Origin of the sequence: Actinokineospora iranica (genome assembly GCF_900101685.1) — a bacterium.
GTDB classification, from domain to species: Bacteria; Actinomycetota; Actinomycetes; order Mycobacteriales; family Pseudonocardiaceae; genus Actinokineospora; species Actinokineospora iranica.
This window is the reverse complement of record NZ_FMZZ01000015.1, coordinates 73,079-98,742: the sequence shown is the minus strand read 5'-3', so window position 1 is coordinate 98,742 and position 25,664 is coordinate 73,079. Positions and strand designations below refer to the sequence as shown.

At 71.0% G+C, this 25,664-nt stretch carries 21 protein-coding genes; 16 read left to right on the top strand and 5 right to left on the bottom strand.

From position 1 onward, the window contains the following. The first annotated feature begins 14 nt into the window (after window positions 1–14). From BLS56_RS25075 to BLS56_RS25050, 7 genes are all read left to right on the top strand, one after another. Window positions 15–536 (top strand): HAD-IIIA family hydrolase, encoded by a 522-nt coding sequence (locus BLS56_RS25075; RefSeq protein ID WP_091455611.1) that lies wholly within the window; start codon window positions 15–17, stop codon window positions 534–536. Between the two features lie 31 nt (window positions 537–567). Next, entirely contained in the window at window positions 568–1,065 is a 498-nt protein-coding gene (locus tag BLS56_RS30920; protein ID WP_139190984.1) for a hypothetical protein, read from the top strand. Further along, window positions 1,053–2,324 (top strand): MFS transporter, encoded by a 1,272-nt coding sequence (locus BLS56_RS25070; RefSeq protein WP_091455608.1) that lies wholly within the window; start codon window positions 1,053–1,055, stop codon window positions 2,322–2,324. Before BLS56_RS30920 ends, BLS56_RS25070 begins: the two co-directional genes overlap by 13 nt. A 152-nt stretch (window positions 2,325–2,476) precedes the next feature. Beyond that, complete coding sequence (locus tag BLS56_RS25065; RefSeq protein ID WP_091455605.1) at window positions 2,477–2,779, top strand: type VII secretion target; 303 nt, start codon at window positions 2,477–2,479, stop codon at window positions 2,777–2,779. Beyond that, on the top strand, window positions 2,779–3,984 hold the full coding sequence (locus BLS56_RS25060) for a DUF6973 domain-containing protein (protein WP_091455604.1): 1,206 nt from the start codon (window positions 2,779–2,781) through the stop codon (window positions 3,982–3,984). The genes BLS56_RS25065 and BLS56_RS25060 overlap by 1 nt, the downstream gene beginning before the upstream one ends. A 90-nt stretch (window positions 3,985–4,074) precedes the next feature. Further along, entirely contained in the window at window positions 4,075–5,511 is a 1,437-nt protein-coding gene (rfaE2, locus tag BLS56_RS25055; RefSeq protein ID WP_091455600.1) for a D-glycero-beta-D-manno-heptose 1-phosphate adenylyltransferase, read from the top strand. A 488-nt stretch (window positions 5,512–5,999) separates the two neighbouring features. After that, window positions 6,000–7,229 carry an MFS transporter gene (locus BLS56_RS25050; protein ID WP_091455597.1) on the top strand — a complete coding sequence of 410 codons (1,230 nt, stop codon included), beginning with the start codon at window positions 6,000–6,002 and terminating at the stop codon, window positions 7,227–7,229. Here the strand turns inward: BLS56_RS25050 and BLS56_RS25045 are convergent. Then, on the bottom strand, window positions 7,207–8,532 hold the full coding sequence (locus BLS56_RS25045) for a cytochrome P450 (protein WP_091455595.1): 1,326 nt from the start codon (window positions 8,530–8,532) through the stop codon (window positions 7,207–7,209). The two genes, BLS56_RS25050 and BLS56_RS25045, sit on opposite strands and share 23 nt — an antisense overlap. A 182-nt stretch (window positions 8,533–8,714) precedes the next feature. Here BLS56_RS25045 and BLS56_RS25040 point away from each other — a divergent pair, with 182 nt between their 5' ends. The 5 genes from BLS56_RS25040 to BLS56_RS25025 all read left to right on the top strand — a co-directional run bounded on the left by BLS56_RS25040 (window position 8,715) and on the right by BLS56_RS25025 (window position 13,192). Further along, on the top strand, window positions 8,715–8,963 hold the full coding sequence (locus tag BLS56_RS25040; protein WP_091455593.1) for a hypothetical protein: 249 nt from the start codon (window positions 8,715–8,717) through the stop codon (window positions 8,961–8,963). A 63-nt stretch (window positions 8,964–9,026) separates the two neighbouring features. Continuing rightward, window positions 9,027–10,550: a hypothetical protein gene (locus BLS56_RS32540; protein WP_228771908.1), complete on the top strand. Its 1,524-nt coding sequence runs from the start codon at window positions 9,027–9,029 to the stop codon at window positions 10,548–10,550. Between the two features lie 85 nt (window positions 10,551–10,635). After that, a complete protein-coding gene (locus BLS56_RS25030) occupies window positions 10,636–11,895 on the top strand; it encodes a hypothetical protein (RefSeq protein ID WP_139190982.1) in 1,260 nt (419 codons plus the stop codon). A gap of 475 nt (window positions 11,896–12,370) precedes the next feature. Further along, a complete protein-coding gene (locus BLS56_RS30915) occupies window positions 12,371–12,661 on the top strand; it encodes a hypothetical protein (protein WP_139190981.1) in 291 nt (96 codons plus the stop codon). A gap of 267 nt (window positions 12,662–12,928) precedes the next feature. Further along, entirely contained in the window at window positions 12,929–13,192 is a 264-nt protein-coding gene (locus tag BLS56_RS25025) for a hypothetical protein (RefSeq protein ID WP_091455588.1), read from the top strand. Between the two features lie 71 nt (window positions 13,193–13,263). Here BLS56_RS25025 and BLS56_RS25020 read toward each other — a convergent pair whose 3' ends face one another. Both BLS56_RS25020 and BLS56_RS25015 read right to left on the bottom strand, forming a co-directional pair. Continuing rightward, window positions 13,264–14,460, bottom strand: coding sequence for an aKG-HExxH-type peptide beta-hydroxylase (locus BLS56_RS25020; protein WP_091455586.1), 1,197 nt, complete (start codon window positions 14,458–14,460; stop codon window positions 13,264–13,266). Beyond that, window positions 14,457–15,572: an FxsB family cyclophane-forming radical SAM/SPASM peptide maturase gene (locus tag BLS56_RS25015; RefSeq protein ID WP_091455583.1), complete on the bottom strand. Its 1,116-nt coding sequence runs from the start codon at window positions 15,570–15,572 to the stop codon at window positions 14,457–14,459. The genes BLS56_RS25020 and BLS56_RS25015 overlap by 4 nt, the downstream gene beginning before the upstream one ends. A gap of 158 nt (window positions 15,573–15,730) precedes the next feature. Between BLS56_RS25015 and fxsA the strand changes: the two genes are divergently transcribed. The 4 genes from fxsA to BLS56_RS24995 all read left to right on the top strand — a co-directional run bounded on the left by fxsA (window position 15,731) and on the right by BLS56_RS24995 (window position 21,959). Beyond that, complete coding sequence (gene fxsA, locus BLS56_RS25010) at window positions 15,731–15,919, top strand: FxSxx-COOH cyclophane-containing RiPP peptide (RefSeq protein WP_091455581.1); 189 nt, start codon at window positions 15,731–15,733, stop codon at window positions 15,917–15,919. Between the two features lie 36 nt (window positions 15,920–15,955). Further along, complete coding sequence (fxsT, locus tag BLS56_RS25005) at window positions 15,956–19,663, top strand: FxSxx-COOH system tetratricopeptide repeat protein (protein ID WP_091455578.1); 3,708 nt, start codon at window positions 15,956–15,958, stop codon at window positions 19,661–19,663. Continuing rightward, entirely contained in the window at window positions 19,641–20,630 is a 990-nt protein-coding gene (locus BLS56_RS25000) for a hypothetical protein (RefSeq protein WP_091455576.1), read from the top strand. Before fxsT ends, BLS56_RS25000 begins: the two co-directional genes overlap by 23 nt. 156 nt (window positions 20,631–20,786) lie before the next feature. After that, entirely contained in the window at window positions 20,787–21,959 is a 1,173-nt protein-coding gene (locus BLS56_RS24995) for a cation:proton antiporter (protein WP_091455574.1), read from the top strand. 393 nt (window positions 21,960–22,352) lie between these two features. Here the strand turns inward: BLS56_RS24995 and BLS56_RS24990 are convergent, their stop codons facing one another. Together BLS56_RS24990 and BLS56_RS24985 are read right to left on the bottom strand one after the other, a co-directional pair. Continuing rightward, complete coding sequence (locus tag BLS56_RS24990; protein ID WP_091455572.1) at window positions 22,353–24,572, bottom strand: hypothetical protein; 2,220 nt, start codon at window positions 24,570–24,572, stop codon at window positions 22,353–22,355. Beyond that, window positions 24,569–25,453, bottom strand: a complete 885-nt coding sequence (locus tag BLS56_RS24985; RefSeq protein WP_139190980.1) for a hypothetical protein — start codon at window positions 25,451–25,453, stop codon at window positions 24,569–24,571. The genes BLS56_RS24990 and BLS56_RS24985 overlap by 4 nt, the downstream gene beginning before the upstream one ends. Between the last annotated feature and the right edge of the window lie 211 nt (window positions 25,454–25,664).

Here is a 25,664-nt window from a genome sequence, read left to right as displayed (position 1 = left end):
GGTAAGCGCACCCCATGCCTCCCCGCGCCGTCCTGTTCGACCGAGACGGGACCCTGGTGCACGACGTCCCCTACAACGGCGACCCAGCCCTGGTCCGCCTCGTCCCGGACGCCCGCGCCGCCGTCGACGCCGTCCGCGCCGCGGGCCTGGCGACCGGCGTGGTCTCCAACCAGTCCGGCATCGCCCGCGGCCTGCTCACCGTCGACCAGGTGCGCGCGGTGAACACCCGGACCGACACCCTCCTGGGCGGCCTCGACACCTGGCGCTTCTGCCCCCACGGCCCAGCCGACGGCTGCCGCTGCCGCAAACCCGAACCGGGCCTGGTCCGCCAAGCCTGCGCCGACCTCGGCGTCCCCCCACAGGACACGGTCCTGATCGGCGACATCGGCGCCGACGTCGCCGCCGCCCAGGCCGCGGGCGCCCACCCGGTCCTGGTCCCGACCCCGGTCACCCGCCCCGCCGAGGTCGCGGCAGCCCCCGTCGTCGCCACGACGCTGACCGAGGCCGTCCGGTGGGTGTTCGCTCTTCTCCGGTAGCGGGCCACGAGTCCCCACCTAAGATGCGCTGGTGTCGATCGACCGGTCGGCCGCCCGACTCGGCGCGGTGCTGGCCAGACTCGCCCACCTGAGTTCTGGCGGAATGAGCACGTTGTCGCCCCGTGACGGAGTGGCAAATCGACATGGCGATCACTACCCGGAAGAGGCGTATCCGAACGCCGCCCACATGCCGCCACGGGTGATCGCCTCCGCTGGTGACGTCGACCCGTTTTCTCGCGATGAAGAATCGATTACTGTCGGCGTTCACGACGAAGTCGGCGTGTTGATTTGGACGACCCAGGATGCTGACTACGTTCCTGCGGATGGGGTCAATCGTGAATGGTTGAGCTATTTCCTGGCTGGTTCGCATGAGACAGCCGTGCCACCGTACGCTGAAGTGGCTGTGGAGATTGCCTACGCTGCGCTCGACGAGTTCTTGCGCGGGGCCGCCCCACGTGTGCGCGATGGCAGGAAGCGGCGCCGTTTGAATCGGTGTTTGAGTGAAATGACGCCTGAGTGGGGCGGGTGAAGGTGTCGAGCGGCGTCGCGCCGTCTGCTGACTCGGTGCCGTTGCGCCGCAACAGGTCTTTTGTGTTGCTCTGGGCGGGGCAAAGCGTGTCGCTGGTTGGGTCGCAGGTGACTGTGGTCGCGTTGCCGTTGGTCGCGGTGGTGACGCTGGGGGCGGGCGCGTGGGAGATGGGGGTTCTCGCCGCTTGTGGGCGGGTGCCTTATCTCCTGTTCGGGTTGCCCGCCGGGGTGTGGGTGGACCGGTTGCCGCGCAAGCGGGTGCTGGTGGTGTGCGGGGTGGGGCAGGCGGTCGCCCTCGGGGTGGTGCCCGCCGCCGCGGTCGGCGGGGTGCTGTCGCTCGGGTTGTTGGCGGGGGTGGCGTTCGTGGCGGGCGTGTTCGCGGTGTTCGCTGATATCGCGGCGCTCGCGCTGGTGCCGTTGGTGGTTCCCCGCGCCCAGCTCACCGCAGGGCAGGGGGCGTTGGAGGTCGGCCAGTCGGTCTCGCAGGTTTCCGGGCCCGCGGTGGCGGGTTGGCTCGTGCAGGCGCTGTCGGCGCCGGTGGCGATTGTGGCCGACGCGCTCAGTTTCCTGGTGTCGGCCGTGACCGCCGGGGGCATCCGGGTGCCGGAGAGCGCGGGTCGGGCGGTGGAGCGGGACTCGATGGCACGGCAGATCGCGGCGGGCGCGCGGGCGGTGTTCGGCAAGCGGGTTCTGCGCCACGTGACCCTGTGCACGGCGACGCACATCTTCTTCTACAACGCGTTCACCGCGGTCCTCGTGCTGTACCTGGTGCGTGACTTGGCTTTGTCACCGTCTGTCCTCGGGGCCACGTTGTCCGCCGGGGCGGTCGGGGGGCTGGCGGGGTCGGCGGTCGCCGCCCGTCTCGGCGCGCGGTTCGGCTCCGGCCCGACGATGGCGGCGGCCATCGTGGTCGCGGGAGCGGCGTCCTGCCTGGTCGTGGCGGCGGGCGGGGCGGTGGCGGCCTCGGTCGCGGTGGTCGCCGGGTCGCAGGCGCTGATGTGGTTCGCCATGCAGGTCTACAACGTGCTGCAGGTCCCGGTCCGCTACGCGCTCACCCCGGATCACCTGCACGGCCGGGTGAACGCGACCATTCGGACGACGGTGTGGGGGCTGGCCCCGCTGGGCGCTCTCGCCGGTGGCCTGGCGGGCGACGCGCTCGGCGTGCGGGTTTCCCTGCTCGGGGCCGGAATCGGCGCGGCCATGGCCGCCCTGTGGCTCGTCCTCGGCCGCACAGGTCCAGCGTCTTCGTGCGCTCGCTGACCCGACGATGAGTGCGGCGCCGACAAATCCTCCTCCAGCCCCATACGACGGGTCCGTCGCCCGCCTCCTGGCGTTCATGTGCGGATTCTGTGCGGTGGTTCTGGCACGCTCGAAAGCACATGGGTTCGGCGTGGACAGGTGAGGGAACGGCGATGGGAAATGGATTCCAGGTAACTCCGCAAGATCTGAAGACGATCACCAACCTGGTCCGCGGCACGGCCGCGGACCTCCGGTCAGTGCGCAAGAGTTGGGACGAGAAGACGGGCGACGGCGCCGCGGCCTTCGGCACCGTCGAGTGCGGCAAGGCTCACGAGGCGTTACAGGACGCGACTTTCACCAGCCTCGGCAAGCACGTCGACCACCTGACTTCCCTCGCCGACTCGGTCTCGGATTCCGCGCTGGCCTACACCGGCACGGACGGCGCGGGCGAGCGTTCCTTCGGAGGTGGCGACTAATGGCTGTGCCCGCGAGCGAACTGGTCCGTAAGGCGGGTGAGCTGACTTCGATGGCGAAAGCGGTCAGCGCGGCCACTGTGGTGGCCACGCTGCGTTCGGCGATCAGACTGTTCGACGAGGTTCCCGGCAACCCGGACAGCCTGGACGATCTGGCCGCGGCATACCGGAACGCGGGCGCCGGTGTGCAGGAGGTCGGTGCTCAGGCCAAGACCGTCGGCGGCACCCGGATTCCCGCGGTGTGGTCCGGGCGGGCAGGGAATGCCGCTGCGCGGAGCATCAACTGGTACGGCTCGGAACTCGAACTCGGCAAGCAGGTGTTCGATGTCGTCGCGGAGGCAGTAGGCGTTCTGGCAGGCAGACTGCGCCAGTTGCGGAAGGAGCACGGAGAGATTCGCCAGTCGCTGACCGAGATCCTGAACACCGCGGAGGCGGCGGGTGACGACGAAGTGCGACTCGTTCACCAGGCCCACCTGGCTGGGCCGTTGCTGTCCCAGGCGGGTTCGGTGCTCACCCGGGCGCAGGACGCGCACGCCACCACCATGACCGCGCTGACCGAGCCAATGGCGCTACCAGGACAGCTGCGCAAGCCGTCGACGTGGGAGATTCTCCAGAAGTACCAGGTGGAACCGGACCCGGACGGCACCGTCAAATTCCCGGTTCCCAAGTACGGCAAGGAGATAACCAAGACTGAGCGGGACCTGCTCGACGACATCGGATTCCGTGGACAGCGCGACGTTCAGGAGATTCGGCAGAAGGCGATCGACGCGGCCAACGAACAGTTCCCCGACAAGGAACAACAAGACAACCACCTGGATGCCTTCCGGCACACCTACGCCAACGCGTTGCTGGCCCGGAGGTTCGGCGATGACTGGGCGGAACGCTTCACCACCGCGCATGAGAGGTTGCCCGGCAACCGACCGGACCAAGAGGCGATGGACCTCTACAACAACGAACTGGGACGGCGGATCGCCGCGCAACACCCGGACGCGGGCGAAGACCAACTGAAGGCCCTGGTGAAACAGGCGATCGACCGAGGCGACGCGGTGGTGATCGATCGCGGCGGCGACCTCCAGCACAGCGACGCGGTTCCGCGCGGGCAGGTTGGGCGCGCCGACGACGAACCGTCGGAGCGCCCCAACGCCGACTCACTTGGCTCCGACAGCGGCGGCTCCGGCAGCACGGGCAGCGGCAACCAGGAGTACTGAGAGCGTTGGCGCGCGGGCCACCCCGTCGTGCGCGCGCACACACATCGGGCGCGGGTGGTTTCCCGGTCGGAGGACGGGTATCCGGCGGCTATGGAGCACTGGATCTCGGGTGGGCAGGACGGGCCGCGGGTGGTTGTCGTCGGGGACGCGTTGCTCGACGGGTGGATGACCGGTCGGTGCGACCGGTTGTGCCGGGAGGCGCCCGCGCCGGTGGTGGATGTGGTGGCTGAGACGTTTGTGCCCGGTGGGGCGGGTAACACAGCGGTGAACCTGGCCGCGTTGGGCGCGCGCACGTCCCTGGTGACCGCTGTCGGGGACGACGACGCTGGTGAGCGGCTTCTCGACACCCTGCGCGCGGCGGGGGTCGACGTTCGGCACGTGCTGCGCGTTCCCGGGCGGAAGACCACCACGAAGCGGCGCATCGTGGCCGGTGACCAGGTGATGCTCCGCTTCGACGATGGTGAGAGCCGTCCCCTGCCTGATGACGACGCGGCGCGGTTGTCTGATCTGGCGGCGTTCGCCATCCGCGAGTGCGATGCCGTTGTGGTGTGCGACTACGGCACAGGTGTTCTGGCGGAACCGGTGCGCCGTGAGCTTGTCCGGCTGCGTGACCGCGTCCCGCTGGTGGTCGTGGACGCGCATGAGGCGGGGCGCTGGCGGGAGCTGCGGCCCGACGTGGTGACGCCGAACGCCGCCGAGGCCGCCCGGTTGATCGACGTGCCCGCGCTGGACCGGGGCGACCTGGACGGCCACCGGGCCGCGCTGCGGGGCGCTTCCGGGGCGGCGGCGGTGGTGGTCACCCTCGATCGGGACGGCGCTGTCCTCTTCGATGGTGACGCGCCGATGCACCGCACGCACGCCCACCCGGCTCCGGACAACTTCACCGCGGGCGCGGGAGACACGTTCGTGGCCGCGTTGACGGTCGCGGCCGCCCAGGGGGCGCCGCTCGCCGCCGCCGTGGAGATGGCACAGGCCGCCGCTGACATTGTGGTCCACCGCCCGGGGACCGCTGTCTGCTCGCGGGCCGAACTGGTGGAACGGCTGGACGGCGGGCCGTCCGCAGCGGTGAGCGTGGACGAGTTGGTGCGGCTGGTGGCTGAGCACCGCGCCGCCGGTCGTCGGATCGTATTCACCAATGGGTGCTTCGACGTTCTGCACCGGGGGCATGTCGCGTATCTCGACCAGGCTAAGCGGTTGGGGGATGTGCTGATTGTGGCGGTCAACTCGGATCGAGGGGTGGCTCGGCTCAAGGGGCCGGGGCGGCCGGTGAACCCGGTGGCTGATCGGGTGGCGGTGCTCGGTGGGTTGTCCTGTGTGGACTATTTGGTTGTGTTTGACGAGGATACTGCGGTGGATCTTATTCGGGCTGTTCGGCCTGATCTCTATGTGAAGGGTGGGGATTACTCGCCGGACATGTTGGCTGAGAGTGAGGTTGTGCGGGAGGTCGGTGGGGAGGTTCGTATTCTGGACTACCTCGCTGATCATTCCACTTCGGCTGTGATTGATCGTATTCGGACTACTGCTTAGGGTTCGTGGGGGCTGGCCGGCTGTGTGGGGTTGCTCGATGGGGTGGAGTGGTTTCTTCGGGGCCCCTACGAAGGAAGATCCCATCGCGGGAAAGACGGGTGGGGAGCCTTCGGCCCCACGACCACGGCGAGTTCAGGGATCTTCCTTCACCCCCGAAGAAACCACTCCACCCCATCGAACACTTGGCGAGTGCCGGTGCGGCCTGGCAGGAGGGCGGGTGTGCTGTCCCGCGCCCATTGAGTACTAGGCGGGCGTCGGTGCGGCCTGGCAGGCGCTCGGGGTGTGTTGGTTCGCCCCAGCGAACACCTGGCAGGTTGGGTGCAGCAGGTGGGTAGGTGGGGCTTGGCTGGCTGCCGCTGGTTGTTGCCGTGAACTGCCGGAGGTGCCTGGTACCGCGAAACGCGGGTTGTGGTTCGTGAGTTGACTTGCCTGTGCCGTGCTCGCTTCGATCTTGGTGGTGTCGAGGAAGCGACTGGGGGCGGCGGGGGATGGGTGGTCGGTCGTTGGGGCGGGGGTTCGGGTGGTTGTGGACCTCGTATGCGTTGAGTGTGTTCGGGACGCGTCTGGCTTTTGACGCGTTTGCGTTGATTGCGATTCTTGTGCTGGATGTCGGGCCTGGGGCGGTGTCGGCGCTGGCGGCCGTGGGGCTCGCGGTGGGGGCGGTTGTCGCGGTGCCGATCGGGCCGTGGGTGGAGTTTCGCCGGAAGAGGGCGGTGATGATCGCCATGGATCTGGTGCGGTTCGTGGCGGTGGTCAGTGTTCCGGTGGCGTTCGGGTTTGGGTGGCTTGGGTTTGGGCAGTTGCTGGTTGTCTCGGTTGTGGTCGCGGTGGCCGACATCGCGTTCATGGCGGCCAGTGGGGCGTGTTTGAAGGGGTTGGTGGCGCCTGGGGATTTGTTGGTCGCCAATGGGCGGCTTGAGTCGACCAACTGGACCGCCACCGCGCTGGGGCCGCCGCTTGGCGGGGTTGCGGTCGGTTTGTTCGGGCCGATCATGGTTGTGGTGGTCAACGCGGTGAGTTATCTGCTCTCGGCGGTGGGGATTCGGGCGATCGGGGGTGGGGAGGCGCGGCCCGCGCGTGGTGCGGGGACGCGGCCGCGGCTGGGGGATTTGGCTGTGGGGTGGCGGCACATTCTGGGCCATTCGACGCTGCGGGTGTTGTTCTGCAACACGATCCTGGTCAATGGGCTGATCATGGCCTCGGCGCCGCTACTGGCTGTTCTCATGCTCGGCCAGTTGGGGTTCACACCATGGCAGTACGGACTGGCGTTTGGGCTGCCCTGCGTTGGTGGTCTCCTTGGCGCGCGGCTGGCTCCGGGGCTGGTGGCGCGGTTCGGACGGCACCGCGTCATGGTCACGGCTGGGGCGCTGCGCGCGTGCTGGCCGCTGGGGCTGGCCTTTGTCGGGCCCGGGGGCGCGGGGCTGGCGCTCGTCCTGGCGGTTCAGTTCTGCATGATCGCGTGCATCGGGGTGTTCAACCCGGTGTTCGCCACCTACCGGCTTGATCAGATCCCCGACGACCGGGTCGTTCGCACGTTGTCCGCGTGGTCGATCACCAGCAAAGCCACCATCGCCGGGTTGACCGCCCTGTGGGGAGTGCTGGCGACGGTCACGAGCGTCCGGGTGGCGGTCGCGGTCGCGGGGCTGCTGCTGTTGGCGACCCCGTTGCTGCTTCCGCGTGCGCGGCACGAGTCGCTTAGCGGTGCGGGGTTGTCGTGAACCGCAGGTGGAACGGGTCGAGGGTGGCGGGCAGGGGGGTGAGGCGCTGACGCGAGACGACCGTGAAACCGGTGTCCGCCACCATGGTGGCCACGGTCGTGGCGATCACGTGCAGCACCAGGTTGCGCCCCGGGCAGGTCGCGGGGCCCGCGCTGAACGGCAGGAGCGTCGGCGTGCTCGCGGCCCGGCCGTCCAGCCAGGCGTCGGGGGTGAAGGTGTTGGCGTAGTCCAGGGTCTGTTCGTCGCGGTGGAAGTACGGGGCCAGCACCACGAACGTGGTCCCGCGCGGCAGGGGAGTGGCCGACCAGTCGGTGTCGACGGTCGAGTCGCGCAGGATGGCGGGGGTGGTCGGCCACAGGCGCAGGGTCTCCAGCACCGCCGCCCTGGTGACCCGCAGCGGCTGGGGCTCGTCCGGCTCGCCGTGGGCGTGTTCGTCGCGGACCCGGCGCAGGACGTCGGGGTGGGTGGCGAGCAGGGCCACTGTCCTGGCCGCGGTCATGCCCGCCGCGTCGAAGGCGAACAGCCAGTGCGCCACCTGGCTCAGCGGGTCCGTCCTCGGCGCGCAGACCGAGGCCACCAGACCCGCGAGGCTGCCCGGCTCGGTGCGGTCGAGGTGGGCGCGCAGCCGCCGCTGGAACCGGACGCGCACCCGGTTGCGGGTGGGCCGCAGGTAGGACCAGTTGCCGTCCGAGCGCAGAGCGTGCAGCAGCGAGATCAGCTCCTGGTCGTCGCGCGCGCCGTCGCCGAGCACGATCCGGCGCACGATCCGCCACCAGGCGTCGGCGAACTCCGGCCAGGCCAGCTCGGTGCGGTCGGCGAGCAGCCGCGCGCACTCCTGCCGGATCACCGCGTTCATCGGATACGCGAGCCGGTGCAGCTCGTGCGGCGTGTCGAGCACCCGCTCGGTGAACCGGCGCCGGTCCACCCGGTCGTCGCCCTCGGAGATCAGCACCCCGTGCGGCTGGAAGTGGCTGAGCGCCCCTTCCTTCTCCCGGCTCGCCGGGCTGAACGTGGCCGGGGTGTCCCGCAGGACCCGCTCCACGTCGTGCCCGTCGAGCGGGATGGCCACGGTGCGCCGGGGCAGGCGCAGGACCAGCAGCGCCGGGCCGTAGCGCTCGCGCAGCCGCCGCAGCTCGGTCACAAGCCACTGGTCGGTGCCCAGCCGGGCGAGCAGGCCCACCGTGCGCGGTCTCCGGACGATCAGTCCTTTCGCGACCAAGGGAAGCCCCACCCGGCCCACGAGCCGCAGGGTGTCCGCACGGGATATCTCGACCACCTTCCGAGCCGCCGCAAGCCGCGTCATCGTCAGCGCACTCCTTTCAGGACGGTCTCCGGTGAACAACCCGGTCGGGTTACCCAAGACCGCTGTCGGCCAACCGTTGCGTCGCTCGATCGTGTGGTCGCCGATCTTTCGCCGAGATCACCCGTCCGGAGGTGTCCGGCGGCGATTCCCGGGTAGTCCCAGATCATCAGGAGGTGGCGGAAATGCTCGACTTCGACCCCGTCGCGTTTGGCGTGCTCCGCGCGACGGCCCAGGGCCGCAGCGCGGCGGGTGCGCCCTCGGTGACCGCTCGCTGGCTGCGGAGCCTCTCGGCCCACGGCTACATCCGGTCCCGGCGGGACGGCACGGCGATGGAAGTGACCGTTCCCGGTATGCAGCTGCTGTGGTTGTGGGCGCACGACCCGCACGCCCATCCACCCGCCGACAAGCCGCCATTGCGCCAGCCGAAATAGCGAGTGCCGGGGTGGGCGCGTGCGGCAAGATCACCGGGTCTCGCCGCGCGCAAGGAGGACCCCGTGGACGACCTCGATCCTCGGCTGACCGCCCGCCTGCGAGCCCGCTCCGGCAAGCCTGAATGGCCGCTGTATCGGCTTGGGGAACGTCCGCGGGACGCGGGAGGCGCCCTCACCGAGGTCGCGAAGCTGCTGCTCGCGGCGGGCGCGGCTCCCCAGCCGCCGACGATGGCGGCGTGGCTGGCGGACGCGGCCGTCGAGGTCTGGCTCGCGCTCGACCAGCACGCGCGCCACGGGTGGTGGCGGACGGTCTGGTGGCACGAGCGGATGATCACCGGTCTCCTGGCTGGCGACCTCGACCCGCTGAACCTCGTCCTCGCCGCCGGTCACTCGGATGGGTATATCCGGGAGGCGGCCGTGATCAGGCTCGCCCCGGTGGCGCACAAGGTCGCGTCACCCGTTCTCGCCCTGCGTGCCGCCGACCGCGTGCCCCAGGTCCGCGACCGCGCTCGCCAGGAATGCCAGCGGCGGCTGCGGGACGACCCGGCCGCCGCGCTGCGCGCCGCCGCCCCGGTGGCCTTCGCCCTGGCGAACCGCGAACGGGGCGCGTGGCTCGACCGCGTGCTGCGGGACCTGCTCCGCGACGGGCCGCCCAGCGTGTTCACGGCCGCGATCGGCGCACCGGACGGGCGCACCCGTCGCGTCGCCACCATGCTCGGCGTCGACAGGCTCGACCTCGCCAAGCTCATGCGCGCCGCCAAGACGGACCCCGACTTGCCGACGCGCGTGCTCTGCGCCGACACGGCGCTGCGGATCGCGCGCGCGACCGGCGACACCACAGTCCCCCGCAGCCTGCTAACCGGCGGCGCGGCCCCCGTCCGGGCCGAGGCCGTGCGCGCCCTCGCGGACGCGGGCGACCTCGCGCCCGCCGTCGCCGCGCTTCCGGACCGCAGCGGCATCGTCCGCGCGAGCGCCCAGGCGGCCCTGCGGCGCGCGGGCGCCGACCCGTCGCCGCACTACCGCGCGCTCGTGGGCCAGTGGCCCGTCAGCCCCGGCGCCATCGCGGGCTTCGGCGAGACCGGCGGGGACCCAGACCTGCTGCCGCCGCTGCTGGCGCACCCGCTGCCCCGCGGCCGCGCCGAGGCCGTGCGCGCCCTCCGCGCCCGCGGCGTGACGCCCGTGCCCCTGCTCTGGCCGCTGCTCACCGACCCGTCACCGCCGGTGACCCGCCAGGTGGTCGCGTCCCTGAGCGGCCAGCCGCTGGACCGGACCGCGCTCCAACGGCTCATGGACCACCCCGCGCCACACGTCCGCACGGCCGCCTACCACCTGTTCCGCGCGGGCGGCGCCTGGACGCGCCTGGCCACCACCCTCCACCTGCTGGGCGACCCGGACCCGTCCCTGCGCGGCCGCGCCCGCGCCGACCTCCACACCTGGCTGGACCGCGAGGCCGCCACCGCCTACTCCCGCCCCACCGAGGCCCAGGTCGCGGAGCTGTCGGCCCTGGTGCCCGCCGCGGCGCCGGTCATCGGCCCGGCCCGGCTCAGGACGCTGCGCTTCCACTGCGGACTGCCCGCGGAATCTTGACCGGCGTGATCACCCATGGTGACCGTGTGAGCCAGGTCGCGGGTTCGCGGGTGAAAGACGCGGGACATGCCCTAGCTTCTTGGGCATGTCGAAACCCGGGGACCGTGTGGTCGTGTGGGCGGTCGCCGCCGCCGTGGCGGGAGTGGTGCTGCTCGGGCTGGCCGGGGCGCCGCAGTCGGTGGACTTCCTGTTGTGGACCGGAATCGACTCGCCGCACGCGGTGGGGGCGCAGCTTGCGGTCGCGGTGAGCGGGGCGGTCGCGACCGCTGTCGCCGTCGTGTTGGCGCGGTGGTGGCGGTGGGCGCTCGTCGCCGGGGCGGTCGGGGTCGCGGTCGCGCTGGCCGTCGACGCGCCGCCCAGCGGCGGGTTGTCCGTGCGGCTGCGGGGCGCGACGCCGTCCGGGGAGTTGGCCATGTCGGCGGGGTGGGCGTGCGTGCTCGCGGCCGCGGCGGGGGTGCTGCTCGTCGGGGTCCTCGGCGCGGTGCAGCGGCTGATGTCCGAGCGGCCCCGCTACGCGGTGCTGGCCGGGGTCGCGGCCTGCGCGGGCTACTTCGGCGTGTCGGTCACCGGAATCCTGCGCGGGGTGGACCCGGCTGTGCCCGCGGTCGGGATGGCGCTGGTGACGGTCGGCGCCGCGCTGCGCGCGGGCGGGGGCGCGACCTGGGGCAGGACCCGGCCTGTCGCCGCGGTCATCGTGCTGCTCACGGCCGTGCCGACCGCTGTGGTCGCGTTGCGCGGCGCGGAAATCCTCGGCACGGAGGTCGGCGGTGTGGTCGGGGTGCTGCTCGCCGCGGCGGCGATCGCCGGGGGCGGGCGCGACTGGGCGTTCGTCGGCGCGCTCGGCGCCGTCCTCGCCGCGCCGGTGCCGATGCTGGTGCTGCTGCACTCCACGGCCACCGGCGAGGTCTGGTACGCGTGGCCGATCGCGCTCGCGGGCGTCCTGGCAGGCGCGGTCGCCGCCACCCGGGTGGCCTGGGCGGCGCCGCCGGTCGTCGCCGTCGCCGCGCTGCCGGTCGCCGCGATGGCCTCCCAGATCGGCGGCAAGGACTTCGGCGTGCCGCTGGCCTGGATCTTCCTCGGCCTGGCCACCGCCGCCGTCGCGGCGGTCGGCGCGGTGTCGGCGACCGCGTTCCCCGACCTGCCCTCGCTCGGCGCGCTGGCCACCACCGCGGCCGTGGGCGTGTCCCACGCGCTCGGCTTCGTCCGGTCGGGCCCGGACGGCGCGCTGGACCTGGACAACGTCGTCGGCCCCGCCGGTCAGGGCGTGTCGGCGGTGCTGCTGCTGGCGGGCGCGGCCCTGCTGGTGCTTTCCACTGTGCGACAACGGGAACCGGTCACGGTCTGAACCAGTGTCACTCCTGTCGTTGATCAGATGACCCCAGAAGTCACCCCGAACGACAACCAGGATGACACCGACGGCCTGCGGGCGGCCATCGACAAGGTGAAGCGGGAGTGCTCGCCGTCCGCGTCCTACGATCGGCGTCCCTGACCACCCTGCCCGCTGGCGTCCTCGATGTGACCGGCCAACTCCGGGTCGACGCGGACTACCTGGTCATCCGCGGCGCGGGCGCGGACCCCGCGACCGGCACCCGGTTCGTCTTCCGCCCGGACGAGAACACCCGCTATGACGGCCTCACCAAGGACGGCAACGCCTGGGACCCCGACGAGATGGGCTACGAGAGCGGCAACGGCGGCTGGCTGTGGCCGGGGCGGGGCCTGTTCCGGGTCCAGTCCGCCGCGGTGCACGAGGATTACCGGGAGGACTACGAATCCGCCCCCGCCAACCGCAGAGACCTGTTCGAGGGCAGCGTGAACGTCCATTGGAAGGCAGGCGGAAACTACGCGACAAGGACGGCGACCCAGGGTTCTCCGCGCGGACAGGCGACATCGTCGTCCACTTGGCGGGCAAGGTGGAGTGGGACCACTTCGCTGTCGGCGGCTACGTCAACATCCGCGGCGCGGACTCGGTCGGCTTCTACCGGGCGCAGGAAGCGCAGTCCGGCAAGCCCGGAACACGCATACGCGCCAACAGATTTTCGCCATCGCCGCCGTCAACCAGTCCGCCCGCACCATCACCGTCGACAAGCCCCTGGAGTTCGACCTACCGGTGACCTCCACTTCGGACGGTTCCCCCGAGATCGACAACAAGACCTATGGTCCGCGTCCAACAACGTCGTGACCGCCAACGACTTCGACACCGACCCCAACCTCCACGGCGGCTGGGAACGCCGCAACCTCTTCGAACAGAACACTGCCCGCGTCCCCTTCGAGCACAGCCCCGGCAACTGCCGGACCAACTGCGGCGGCGAAGGTGGAGCGGAAACCGACGAGTCAACCTGGTACCCGATCTGGTGGGGAGCAGGAGCCAAAGCAGTGAAGTGGTCGGCGCGACCGGCCCCCAGAACGTCTTCTTCAACAACACCTTGACCAAACAGCTCGCAAAGGGTGGCGACTACACCCCCTTCTATCCCGACCACCAGCGCATCTACCAATTCGCCTGGAACGGCACCGGCTACCAGCACCTCACCACCCCAGAAGGCCCCATCCCCGACTGGGCAGGCCGCGAACAACTTGACTACACCAGCAACGGAGTCGATGCCTCCCGCACCGATGCCGCCGAGTCCCTGTTCCTCGCAAGCTGACTCGCGCGTTCGGGGACTCGGATGACTTGTCTCGGACCGGTTCGTTGACCTGCCATGGCATGGTGTCACTGCTACGAGTGCCGGGTGAGCCAGTCCTCGCGGTGTTCGGCCAGTAGTCGGAAAGCCGCGGTTCGGTCGGCGGGGGGCACTGGTTCGTCGGCCCACTCCGATAACGCGGCGGTCATGCCGGTGACGAACTCATGGCCCACTTCGGTCAGGCCGCCGCTGGTGAGCAGGGTTCGGCAGCCGAGCAGGGAACCGGATCGCCAGCGGGCGAACTCGCGGCCCGCTTGGCCGTGTGGTTCCACGGCTCGGTGGGCTCGCCAGAAGGCGGTAACGCCAAGGTAGGCGTAGGTGCCGTGGAGCAGGCCGGTGATCGGGCGCGGGTCGGCGCGCCATGGGGCGTAGTAGCGGGCCTTGTGGGTTGGGTCGACCAAGGGGAACAAATCCATGAGGGCCACCAGTTTCGTGTGCTGGACCTCGTGGGCCAGGGTCACCGCGACGGTGGTGTCGTCGGGGCCGAGGGACAGGAACAGACAGCCGAAAGCGTCCGACATGGTCACACTGCTGACCCCGTCCGCCGCCGGTTCCAGGGGCGCGAGCACGGTGACGCCGGTGGCCAACTCGTCGGCCACCTCGGGGTGGTGGGTGCGGAGCAGGGCCCAGGCGCGGGCGATTCGGTCCTGCCACTCGGGGATGTCCACCGAGCGGGCCAAGTGGAGATCGCTGGTGGGCGGAGCGGGCCAGCGGCGGTGGATGGTGAAGGTGACGCCGCCGGGGAGGGTGATTTCCGGGTCGGGCGTCCAAGTGAGGGCCGATGTGATGACTGGGCCCGAAATTGGAGTGGGGAGCACGCCTAGCGATGGGAGCACGGGGTGGGGACTGGGCGGCAACTCCACGACCGCGTCGACTTCGCCGCGGATGGCCGCTGCCGCCGCGAGGTAAGCCAGGTCTTCCGGGCGGGCTGGGGTGTTTCGGCGGAGGGCCAACACAGTCTGGGTCGCCCACGCGCCCACCGAAGGGGAGTCCAGCACGCGGTCGGCGGCCTCGGGGGAGTGGCGGCGGACTTCGGCTAAGAGGTTCCAGGCGGACCTGGTTAAGAGGTTGTGGCTGGCTAAGAGGCGGATCAGTTGCAGCGTGCGGCTTCTGCGGGCCGCCACCAGGGTTCGCATGATCGGCTTGCCGCCGCCGCCTCTGGCCAGGGTGGCGAGGTCCGCCGTGCTCAGCCGGTGGCGGGAGCCGGGTGAGTCGCAAGGGGCAGGGGTCATCGGAGGGCGGCCAGATCGGTGGTCAGCCGGGTGCGGACGTGGTGGATAAGACCCAGTAGGTCAGGGCAGTAGACCGACGGGTTGGTGAAACCGTTGTCCGCGCGATAACGGTGCGCGGGTAGACCGCCGCCGCAGATGGCTAGTTCCGGGCACGTGGCGCAAGCCCGCGACCGTTCTGGTTCCGGCCGCAGGGCCGCGTCGAACGGGTCTCGGGAAACGTGCAGACCGGTGATCGCGGCGCCGTCGTATGCCGAGGCAAGAGTGTCGGATAGCTCTATAGAGCCGTCGGTTTGCACTACCACGTGTTGAGCGGGAGCCGCGCCGATGCTTTCCACCCCTGAACGACCGTTGAGAAGCAGGTTCAGCAGTTCGTCGAACAGCCGCACCGACGTGCGTTTTACCGGCGCGGCGTACCAGTGGTCGAACACCGCGCCCAGCCAGTCCGCGTAGGGGGTTTCCGCCGAGCCCGGCTCCCGGCGGGGCGGCGGGGCGGTCCAGTTCCCGTGCGGCAGGAGGAGATCGATCGCGGGCGGTTCGTGTTCCAGCAGCGCCGAGTACGTCGCCAGTGGGTCGTGGGACAGGTCGACCACGCACAGCAGGCCCGCGTAGATCGGGCGGAACTCGGGCGCGGCCAGCAGACGCAGGCCGCGTGCCGTCGCGCCGTGGCTGCCCGCGCCGTCGTGGCCGCGGCGGCGGTGGTCGTGGGTTCGCGCGTCACCGTCGACGCTTACGCCTACCCGCACGCCCAGATCGGCGAACAGGTGGAGGAAATCCTCGTCTAAGAGCGTGCCGTTGGTCTGGACCGTTACGCGAACCTCCGCGGGAACCCGCTCGCGCAGCGTGCGCACGGTCCAGGCCAGGTGGGTTCGGCCCGCCAGCAGCGGTTCGCCGCCGTGCAGGGCGATGTCGACTTTCCCCAGGCCGTGCGCCCGGGCGTGTTCGGCGATCCGGTCCGCGGTGTTTTCCACCGTCGCCCGGGACATCGCGTGCGGCTGCGCGCGCCAACCCTGGTCGGCCATTTTGTAGACGTAGCAGTAATCGCAGGCGAGATTGCAGCGGCTGTGCGCCTTGAGCACGAACTGGCGAAACGGCCGCAGGCCCTGGTCGGTCATCTGCCCTCTCCTCGGCTTCGCGCGTGGTCCCCCGAGGTAATGAAACACAGGCGAACCCACCGCATGGGTGGTCCGATCGGCGTATCCGTCACTAATGTTGATGTTCCGGACTACTATGTGAGAGGGGGTTCAGCGAAACCAGGAAGGGGAAGCGGCGCATGGACGACGACGGGGGGCGCGGCGCCGAGCACCGGGTCCACGAGTCCGATCTGCTGGACGTGACCGACCTCGACCTCGATCGCCTGGCCGCCCTGCCCGACACCGTCCTGGCCGCGTCGCTGCGCCGGATCTTGACCGAGTACGACGCGGTCCCCGACCGGTACGCGGCTTTCCAGAACGCGATCTGAGGCGGCGCCCATGACCGACGCCGGATTGGGGACACGATGAACAGCCCGGGGCCAGCGAACAACCCGGGGCCCGCGCCGCGCCAAGCCGGGATCGTCGCCTTCCTCGCCGCGACCACCGGGGCGGCCCGCTCCGGCGTGGTGGCGACCCTCGCCTGGCAGCTCGCCACCGCGGGCCGCGCGGTGCTGGTCGTGGACTGGGCCGAGGAGTCGCGCGCGGTGGTCGACCACCTGCGCCCGTTCCGCGTCGGCGCGCGGGAGTGCCCGCCCGAGGTCGCAGGCGCCCTGCGCGCCGTCCACCGCGCGCGCGGCGGCGGGCAGGCGACCGGCCTGACGCGCGTGGAGTTCCCCGAGGCGGAGGGATTCGTCGAGCTGTTCGACGTCCCGGTGGGCGCCGGGGCCGATCGGCTCACCGTCGAGCACGACCCGGTCGCCGACCTGCGCGGGAAGCTCGCCACGCTCGGCTATGACGACGTGCTGGTCAACGTCCCGCAGGGCGCGGGAACCGGTGTGGTCGCCCTCGCCGCCACCCTGAGCGACATCGCCGTGGTGTGCTTCCCGCCCGGCCTGCGCGAGATCGCCGACGCCGCGGAGCTCGCCGCCGCGGTCCAGGGCAAGACCCCCGTGCACGTCGACCTGATCCCGGTGGTCACCCGGTTCGACTCGGCCAACGAGAGCAGGCGCCGCGCGGTGTGGTCCGGGATCCGCCTGGCGTTCGGGCAGTCCCTTGGCCGAGGGCACACCGTCGCCGACGCCCTGGTCGAGATCCCCTACCGCTCATGGGAAATCCACCGGCCGATGCTTCCCGCCCTCGCGGAAGACCCGGCCGATGGCGACCTGTGGGACCGCTACACCCGCCTGTCCAAGGCGGTGACCGGCGCGAACGGGCCCGCGCCCGTGCCGCCGTCCGCGGCGCTGCGCGACCGCTACCGCCGCGCGTTCGACCTGCCGGTGTCGAGCAGGCCGAGCCGCCTGATCGTGGCCCACCGCGCCGAGGACCGCCCCTGGGGCGACTGGGTGCGCGCCCGGCTCGAAGACGTGGGCGCGCAGACCCGGGACCTGCGCTCCGCGGGCGACTGGCTCGGCGCCGACCCGGCCGACGGCCTGCTCGTCCTCGTGCGCGGCGGCGACCAGGACGACCCGCCCGGTGTCGACGCCGCGCTCGCCGCGCGCATCCCGCGGCACATCCGGGAGATCATCCCGGCCACCACGGCCCGCGCCGAGGCCCGCGACCTGCGCAGGCGGCTGCTGCGGCACTTCGCCCTCATCGACCGCGACGACGGCGCCGGAACCGGGATAGCCCCCGTTCCCGGCACGACCGCGCACGGCGTGGTCAGCCTGCCGCCGCGGCCCGGTCCGTTCCTCGGCCGCGGCGACGACCTCGACCGGCTGCGCGACACGTTCCGCGCGGGCGAGGGCCGGGTCGTCACGGTCCTCACCGGGGCCGACGGCATCGGCAAGAGCGCGACGGCGCTGGAGTACGCGCACCGCTTCGGCTACGACTACAGCCTGGTCTGGTGGGTGCCCGCGCACGACCGGGCCGCCGCCCACGCCAGCCTGGACGACCTGTCCGTCCGGTTCCCCGGCGAGCGGTCCGACACCGGCGGCAGCCAGCGCGCCCTCGACGTGCTGAGCCGCGAAGGCCCCCCCGGCCGGTTCCTGCTCGTCTACGACGACGCCGTCGACCTCGCCGCCGTCGCCGACCTGCTGCCCGACGGCGACACCGGGCACATCCTGATCACCACCCGCGACCGGGAAGCCGAGGGCCTGCGGCTGCGCGGCATGGCCGAGGACGAGGCCGTCGACCTGCTGCGCGCCCGACTGCCCGGCCTCACCTGGGAGCGCGGCCGGGAGATCGCCGGGCTGCTCGGGCACGTCCCGCTCGCCCTCGACCTCGCCGCCTGCCTGCTCGCCGAGCGCGCCGAGTCGTCCCGGCTGGCCCGCGAGGCCATGGTCGACTCCGCGCGGCTCGCCGCGGACCAGGTCATGGCCGCGTGGGCGGCGGCGCCAGCGGGACCCGTGGTCGAGCGGATGCTGTCGATCACCATGGCCGCGCTGCGCGAGACCGCGCCGGGCAGGCTCGCGGCGCTGCTGGCGCAGGCGTGCGCGTTCCTCTCGCCCAAGGGCGTGAGCCTGGGCCTGCTCCGGTCCCGCCCGTTCCTCGACCGGCTCCTCGACGCGGTGCCAGCGGCCGAGGCCGAGCCGGTGCGCCAGGACGCCGCCGAGATCGACCGGGCGCTGTGGCTCGGCGAGCGCCACGGGCTCTTCCGCGTCGACTGGGGCCACAACCACCAGCTCCGGATGAACCGCAGGACCCAGGAGGTGCTCCGGGCCGCCATGTCCGACGGGGAACGCGCGGCCCGGCAGGCGGCCACCCTCGCGGGCCTGGCGGGCTACGCGCCGACCGAGGTCGAGATATCCGCGCCCGGCGCGGCGGAGCGCTACGACGAACTCGCCGCGCACGTGGCGACTTCCGGCGCGCTGGAAAGCGCCGACCCGCAGGTCCGCCGCTGGCTGGTCAACCAGACCTCCCGCGCGGCCGCGACCCGCCGCCCGGACGTCCAGCGGGCCGCGCTGGCCACCGGCGTCGCCCTGCTCGCCGACTGGGCCGACCGGTTCGGCGCGGGCGACTGGCTGCGGGTCCGGCTGGCGGGCAAGGTCGCCGACCTGCACCGCGAGCTGGGCGACCCGCGCGCCGCGCTGCGGCTCACCAGGGAAGCGCTCACCAGCCAGCTGGAGACCCGCGAGCCCGGGCACCCGCAGGTGCTCATCGCCGCCCGCGGCCGCGGCGCCGACCTGCGCGGGCTCGGCGTGTTCACCGAGGCGCGCACCGAGGACGAGTTCACCTACCTCGGCTTCGTCCGCGCGCTGGGCGCAGACCACCCGCAGACCCTGATGGCCGCCAACAACCTCGCCCTGTCGCTGTTCCTCGCGGGCGAGCCGACGAGCGCGCTGGAACGCGAACGCGACACCTACGCCCGCCGCATCCGCCTGTTCGGCCCGACCGACCCGCAGACGGTGTGGTCGCAGGCGAAGGTCGGCTTCTACCTCAGCGAACTCGGCGACCACAACGGCGCGACCATGCTGCACGGCGCGCTGCAGGTGCTGCAGCAGCGCGGGCCCCGCCCCGACCACACCGAGCTGACCACCCAGTGGCGCTACGGGGTGGCGCTGCGGCGCATCGGACCCGAGCGGCACCGGGTCGCCCGCGACCGCCTCGCCACCACCCTGCGCGACATGCGCGCTGAACTCGGGCCGTACCACCCGGAGACGCTGGCCTGCGGGCTCAGCCACGCCACCGCGCTGCGGCTGTCCGGCTCCGACACCGGGTACGCGGTGAAACTGGCCCGCGGTGCGCTGCACGGGTTCACCGCGGAGGTCGCGCTGCCGTCCACGCACCCGTTCCTCGCGCTGTGCGGGCTGGGCCTCGGCCTGGCGCTGCTCGCCGCAGGCGACACCGCGGGCGCGCTGACCGAGACCGCCACCGCCGCGGCCCTGCTGCGCGAGCGCCTCGGCGGCCTGCACCCCTGGACCCTGGCCGCCGAACTCGACAACGGGCTCGTCCTGGCCCGCTCCGGCGACCTCGGCCAGGCCGTGAAGACCACCGAGGCCGCGCACGCCGACGCGCTGGAGTTCCTCGGCAAGGACCACCCGTACACCGTGGCGGGCGCGCACAACCTGCGGCTGGCCCGCGAGGGCGTCGACCACGGGTGGAAGGAGATCGATGTCGACGTTCCCCGGACCTGAACTCGGCGCGGTCCACGAGGACTCCGCCGACTACCTCGGCCCCGAGTTCGAGCAGACCCGGATCGCCTGCCGCGACGCCATGGCCCTCGGCGGACTCGCCTACCTCGCGGTCTTCGACGACGGGGTCTTCGACTTCGCCCTGGACACCCTGGGCGAGCCCGAGCCAGACCCGGACGGCGTGCCGGACGGCAGCCGCCGCGACGAGTTCCGCAGGCTCGGCCGCCAGTTCAGCCTCACCGCCGACCGGCTCGACCGCGACCTGCAGGCCGTCGTCACCGGCAGGCTCATCCGCACGGTGCTGCACGCGGAGGAAGGCGCGCTGTTCTGCGAGGCCGTCGTGCCCGCCCGCTACGTCATCGGCGTGGCCCCGGCCGGCTCCGCCGACCAGGTGGCCGTGCCCGACCGTCGCGTCGAACGGGGCGACCGGGTGGTGTCCGCGCTGGTCACCCGGCTGCGGCGGGAGCAGGGCCTGCCATCGCTGAACCCGGGCGGCTTCGACACACCCGCGGCCCTGCGCCCCGCGCCCCCCGGCACCGCGGAGCCGTACCTGCTGGTCGAGGACGACACCGAGGAGACGACCAGGGTCGCCCGACTGTGCGCGGCCGCGGTGAACCCCGCGGACCTGCACCACGTGTCGTACTGGGACCAGGACGTGCCGCTGGTCTCCACCGACCACTTCGACGCCCCGGAACTGGCCAGGTTCTTCACCGAGGTGAACCCCCAGTTCCGGCGCCGCTTCTACGAGCGCTTCGGCCGATCCGTCGGCTCCCTCATGAACGCCCTCAACCGCACCACCAACGCCGCCATCGGCGGCAAACTCCTGCGCGTCGTCCTCGACGTCGAGATGGGCGCGGTCTACTACTACCGCCTCGGGTTCCGCCGGTACCTGTTCGGCGTCACCCTCGACCAGACCCGCGTCACCATGGCGGATAACCGCTTGGCGGCGCTGGCGGGCGAGATCGGCTGATCCCGATGGCGGTTGATTACCCCGATCGGGGCTTGAGCGTGATCATCGGCGGCCCTATGGTCGAACGAGGTCCCCTGAGCTGGGCGAGGGCATGATGATGAGTGACCGCGTCGGTGCAGTCGCCATGAGCGCTGTCGTAGCCCGCGGGGGCACGCGGTGAGCACCGCCTTCCGCACGGTGAGCCTGCTGCTCGCGGTCACCGTCGGCTGGCTGGCCGCCAAGCTCTTCGGCATCGACGACGCGGCGTCCTCGACCGTCTATGTCTTCGCCATCAACGCCCTGCTCGGCTTCGGCCTCTACGCGAGCACCCGGGGCATCGAACTGTCGGAGTTCCGGCAGCACTGGGGCACAGTCCTGATCGCCGTGACGCTCGGTGTGCTGGCCAAGGTCGCACTGGTCTTCGGCTTCCTCTACCTGTTCTACCGCCGCCCCGAACACCTCTTACTCGCGGTCGCGGTGGCGCAGATAGACCCGCTATCAGTCGCCGCCATGCGCGCCCGGTCCAGACTGTCCGAGTCGGCGAAAACCCTGCTGGCCGCCTGGGCCTCCTTCGACGACCCGATCACCGTGCTGCTCACCACCTACCTGACCGTCCTTGTCCTGGGCACCGGCGACACCGCCCTCCTGGGCGCGGGCCTCGGCTCGTTCGCCCTGAACTTCGCCTTGAACCTGGCGCTGGCAGCCGCGGCCTTCCTGCTGTGGCGGCTGTCCACCCGCCTCCGCCCGGTGTCGGCCACGGCCAGCTTCCGCCGCGCGGCCACCCGAACCGGAGTCGTGGTGGTCGTCCTGGGAGTCGGACTGGTGGCCGTGCACTTCTCCCTGCTCCTGGCCCTAGCCCTGATCGGCCTGTTCTACCGCCCCGGCCTGAACCGCGACCTGGACCGGGCTGCCCAGATAGCCTTGTACGCGGGCACCTTCGCCATCGGCCTGGTCCTGGTGAACGGCATCGACCTGGCCACCGGCGCGATGCTCGGGCTGGCCGCGTTCCTCGCCCAAGCAGTGGTCGCCGCCATCCTCACCACCCGCCCCCGCTGGCGCGGCGACCGCACCCGCCTGGCCCTGGGCCAACAGAACGGCCTGACCGCGATCATCCTCGCGCTCCTCCTGGAACCCCAACTCCCCGGCGCCGCGGCGATCATCGCCCCGGCAATCGTCGTGGTGAACCTCCTCCACGCGCTCACCAACACCCTCTACGACAACTGGCGCCCACTACCCACAGCAGAGGAATCCGACGACCGCCTACCCGAAAGCCCCACATCCACAGACGAGCCCCTATCCGGCAGGCAAGAGGCAGCGGTCCGCTGGTTCCCCACCCTCCGCCGCGCCTGAGCACCCACGGCCCCTCTCAAGCCCTGTCCTGCGCCCGAGAACACCCACTCACCTGCCAACCGCAGGCAAAGCTCAAGCTGCCAGGTGATCGACGGAGTGCGGCAGGAGCAGCAAACCCGCCCTTCTGCCAACCGCACCCGAAGCTGCCAGTTGCTCGTCGGGAGCAGGACAGAACACCCGCCCTCCTGCCAACCGGCACCCACGCTCGCCAGGTGCTCGATGGGGTGGAGTGGTTTCTTCGGGGGTGAAGGAAGATCGCCAAGCTGGCTTCGCGCGTGTGATGCCGCAGGCTTCCCACCCGTCTTTCACACGGCGATCTTCCTTCGTAGGGGCCCCGAAAAAACCACTCCACCCCATCGAGAGACCCCGAGCAGCCAGACCCCGAGCAGCCAGTCAGCGAAGACCGCCGCGAAGCACAGCGGTCTTCACCCGAGGCCCCAGATCCTCCAACGCCTCCTGCACCCGGTTCAACCGAGCGTGCGCCGTGGCCACATCAGGCGCCCCCAGCAGCGGCCCCGCAGTCGCCAACGGCGTGAGCCGGAACAGCGGAAGGAACTCCGTGATGCTGTCGTAGGTGTCGCAAAGCTCATCCAGGTGGTCCTGCGCGGAAGGCTCCGCCCGCCACCGGTTCTGATACCAGGTGGCCAACGCGTCCCGGAAGCTGCGAACCGTTCGCTGGGCCAGCACCGCGACCCCGGTGGCCAAGAAGTAGTCCGGAATCCGCGCGACCCGGCCGGTGACCGCGCGAGCCTGTTGCGCTCCAGCCCGGAAGCCGGTGTCGAACATGGAATCGATGTGGGTCAACTGGGCCAGGGCCTCGTCAGCGTCACGGAACAGTCGGTCGACGTCAGCCGGAAGGGTCGTCGCGGGGTGTGGGATCGACTCGGTGGAGGTGGCCATGGCGGATTCCACCGTGTCCGTGAGCCGTTGGACCACGCCGATCAATCCTGCCTGGTCGGCCGCCAGTTGGGTGAGGCGCCGTTCCAGCGCGGACGTCGTCTCCGGGCTGCCTGTGATCGGGAGGCGTTGGCGGGTGGTCGCCAGTTCCGCGCGGACGTCCTCCACGAACGTGCCCGGCACATACCGCAGGGGGGTGCGGTCGAGAGGTTCGCGTAGCCGCACGGACGCGGTGTCGGTGAGCACGCCCGCGACTACTACCAAGACGTCCGCGCGGTTGTCCGCCTCGTGCACCGACAGGAGCCTGCGGATCACCCGGTCGACGTCGGCCGCGGTGAGCAGTGAGCGGGTGATCAGCACCGCGCAGCCGCTTTCCCGGTCGGGGAAGGTGATCCAGTAGTCGGCCGTCGTGCCGCCCTCGCCGAGGACGTGGTCGCGCTGGTATTCCCAGTCGCCGCCCGCGAGCGCCTGCCGCATCTGGCGGTCGACGTCGGCTGGGCCGGGGCCGCCGAACAGTTCGGTGGCGGCGCGCTGGACGGTCTCGTCGTCCACCGCGAGATTCCGGGCGCTCGCGGCGATGGCCTTGTCCTCGGTCATCCGGAAGATGAGCTTGCACAATCGGATCACCGCGCGGGCGTTGCCCCGGGTGACGTCCCGAATGGATCGCACGGTGTCCCAGCCGAACGGCTGGACACGCGTGCTCTTGCTTTGTCCTTGGACGAGCGCGACGAACTCGGCGATCTCTTCCGCCGACAGTCCGGTCAGCTCTACCGGGTACGGGATGCGGGCGTGCACGGCGGGAGACAGCACGTCGCGGAAGTCCGGTAGTCCTACCAGGATCAGGCAAGCGCCTGCCTTGCTCGCGGTGTCCAACAGCGACTGGAAGGCGGTCATCGTCTCCGCCTCCGGCTTGCGGCGGACGGAGAAGATCTTCTCCAGCTCGTCGATGGCGAGCACGAACCGCCGTCGCTTACCGCCGAAAAGGAGAGCGAACACGCCCAGCGCTTCCAGCGCGGCGACATCGTTGTCGATGCGGTAAGTGATGCCGCGGTCCGCGAGCACCTGATCGGGAACCCCGCCAACGAGCCAGTTCCACACCGAGTCATCGAAACCGGTACGCAACAGCAATGTCAGCGCCACGCTGAAGTCGCGTTTCTGGGTGACCGCCAGCAGGGTCCGCTGCACCTCGCGCAGCAGCGTGCTCTCCATCAGCCCCAGGCGCTCCACAATGGTCTGCGGCGCGGTGGCGGCGTCGACCGACAGCGTGTCGCCCGCCAAGCCGGTGCGCTGCAGCGCCTCGCCCACGGTGTCGGCGTAGTAGTGGTTGACCTGCGCGCGCAGGCCCTCCGCGGTGACCTTGTCGATGAACTGCCGAAACAGCCCGAGGAACGAGTTCGCGTTGAGGTCGATGTACATCGCGCGGGTCGGGTCGCCGAGTTCGCTTTGCACATGGCTGACCAGGCTGACCGCCAGGTGCGTCTTGCCCATCCCGTAGTCGCCGGTGATCGACATGACCGTGCCGCCGGGGTCCGGGCACTCGGGGTCGGGATCGACGTCCAGATAGTCGGACACGTACCGCAGGGCCTGGTTCATCGCGTCGGTTTTGACCGTGACGTCCAGCAGGTTCGTCGCGGAGCCGACAGTGGCGAACCTGGCCACGGCCATGGGCGCGAACGGGTTCCTGCTCCCGCTCTCGATGTCGTTGCCGCCGGTCATGGCCGCGTCCTCGATCCGACTACAGCGATCTCGTTCAGGTACCGGCGAACATCGTCCACGGTCACCAGTCCGGTCTGGTCATAGTTTAGCCCTTCATCGAGCAGCATCTCGTATGTTCCGTGGAGATGCTGCTGAACCATCCCGATCGAGGAGAAGGTCTCCATCAGATCGGTGACAGCGGGCTCCACCTTCGGGTAGACGCCCAGGTCGCCATGCCGGTGCAACCGGTCGGTGATGTACTTCGCCACGTCGCCTACCCCTAGTTTCCCGATGCGCACGATCACCGGCGGCGTCATCGCGGCCAGCCTTGTCTTGATGTTGTTGAACTGCTCGTCTTCAAGCCAGGACGACTCGGTGACGAACAAGACCCGGCCACTGCGCAGCGTTTCGGCGTAACGCACAACCTCGTTGGTGAGTTCCAGCACCGAGGGCAGCAAGATGATCAGGACAAGCCCGCTCTTGAGGTTGTCCCGCAGCACCGGAAAGATCCGGCTCGGCACATTCCGGTCCGCGCGCAGCGCCTCGGTTCGCTCAGGGCGTAACGCCTCGACGGCGACCAACTGGTCGAACAGTCGATCGCACACGGTCACGATCCGATCATCGATCGACAGTTCACGCCCCGCGGGCAGACACGTCGTGAGATCGAGCACCACCTCCCGCTCACTGGGCCGCAGGTGGTCGCGCACCCACGCGACACAGCGGTGCGCCATCGCGGTCTTGCCGCTGTGCTCCTGCCCCACCACCAGCACCATGTGCCCGCGGTTGCGGAGGATGTCCAGGTCGCCCATCGCCCGGGTGAACTTCGGGAAATCCCGATCGCAGTCGTGTATCGGCAGGTAGTACGACTCGCGCTCCGGGTGGTTCCACAGCAGCGGAGGCATCGGCGAACTCTCCCACCCCGGGAGCGCGAACGGGTTTATCCGAGGCAGGTCGGCGGTCGTCACGGCACGTCCCACGCGCTGTCCGCCCAGGTGGGCGCGGCGGCACGCGCCAACCCGTGACGGGTGCGCGGTCGGCTGCCCCGGTGGTCCACCCGAACTCCTGTCGGTCCCGTCCCTGCTCGGCCTCTCCACTGTATCGACGCAAGGTCAA